This window comes from Bacillus sp. LR--39 (assembly GCF_053613335.1).
Map to the genome: position 1 here is coordinate 1 of NZ_JBSIOT010000145.1, position 1453 is coordinate 1453.

Annotated in this window: 1 protein-coding gene and 1 pseudogene; one reads left to right on the top strand and one right to left on the bottom strand. The window is 48.7% G+C overall.

Annotated elements, in window-relative coordinates; all coding sequences use genetic code 11:
• Positions 1-907, top strand: a 907-nt coding sequence (locus ACWHAR_RS21225) for an ABC transporter ATP-binding protein (protein ID WP_452087736.1), incomplete at its 5' end; no start/stop codon positions are given.
• A 42-nt stretch (positions 908-949) separates the two neighbouring features.
• Here the strand turns inward: ACWHAR_RS21225 and pgl are convergent.
• A pseudogene (gene pgl, locus ACWHAR_RS21230) lies at positions 950-1453 on the bottom strand (6-phosphogluconolactonase); the annotation flags it as partial.

A 1453-nucleotide genomic window follows, 5' to 3' on the forward strand; every position in this document is an offset into this window, starting at 1 on the left:
CGGGGTCACCTTTCAGATTCGTGAAGGAGAAACGTTCGGGCTAGTCGGGGAATCAGGGTGCGGGAAATCAACCTTGGGGAGAGTGCTGATGCGCCTTTATCAGCCGACAGAAGGAAGCGTGACATACCGCGGCACAAATCTTCATGCGCTGAGTGAAAAAGAGCAGTTTGCCTTCAACCGCAAACTGCAGATGATTTTTCAGGACCCTTATGCTTCACTTAACCCGCGCATGACCGTTCGAGAAATTATTTTGGAGCCGATGGAGATTCACAATCTCTACAATACCCATAAAGCGCGGCTTCTCGTCGTGGACGAGCTGCTTGAGGCAGTTGGGCTTCATCCCGATTTTGGCAGCCGTTATCCGCATGAATTCAGCGGCGGGCAAAGGCAAAGAATCGGGATTGCGAGAGCACTGTCGCTGAATCCTGAATTTATCGTGGCGGACGAACCGATTTCTGCTCTTGATGTCTCTGTTCAAGCGCAGGTGGTCAACCTGCTGAAGCGGCTTCAAAAAGAGAAAGGGCTTACGTTTTTATTCATTGCCCATGATCTTTCGATGGTGAAGCATATCAGTGACAGGATCGGTGTTATGTACTTAGGACACATGATGGAAATTACAGAGAGCGGCACCTTGTATCGTGAACCGCTCCATCCCTATACAAAGGCGCTTTTGTCCTCGATTCCGATTCCAGATCCTGAATTGGAGGACAAGCGTGAGCGTATTCTCTTGAAAGGGGAGCTGCCGAGCCCGGTCAATCCGCCAAGCGGCTGCGTGTTTCGTACCCGCTGTCCGGAGGCGATGCCTGAATGTGGAGAATCTCGTCCCCAGCTTCAAGAAATCGAACCCGGCCGTTTTGTCGCTTGCCATTTGTATCGAAATGCTGAAACGAAGGAAAAAGTGAGATAAATAAAAAGAGTGGCTCCTTTTTACTAGAGCCACTCCATTTGTTTATACTTGATGTAAAAACTTTACACAAACCGGGTAAGGGACAGAAACCGTTGATGGGAGGAGTGTCAATCGGCCGGTTTCTTTGTCTCTTTCAAACAAGACAAGGTTTCCTGTTTCTTCATTTGAAGCAACGAGGAACCCTTCCATTGGGTCAAGTACAAAGTCACGAGGCCAGTTTCCTTCTGTCGACACTCTTTCTACGAAAGCCAGCTCTCCTGAATATTGATTCACTTCAAATACGGCGATACTGTCATGGCCGCGGTTTGCGACATAAACAAAACGTCCGTCCTGCGTGACATGAATTGCGCTTCCCTGGCTGTTATCTGTAAAATCATCAGGGATGGCAGAAACGACTTGGATTTCTCTAAATTCGCCGGCTGTCGGGTTGTATTCAAGCGCAATCACTTCATTGCTTAATTCTGTCATGACATAAGCGTATTTTTCTTTCGGATGAAAAGCGATATGGCGAGGTCCTGCACCGGGAGCGAAGGAATGGCTTCCGGA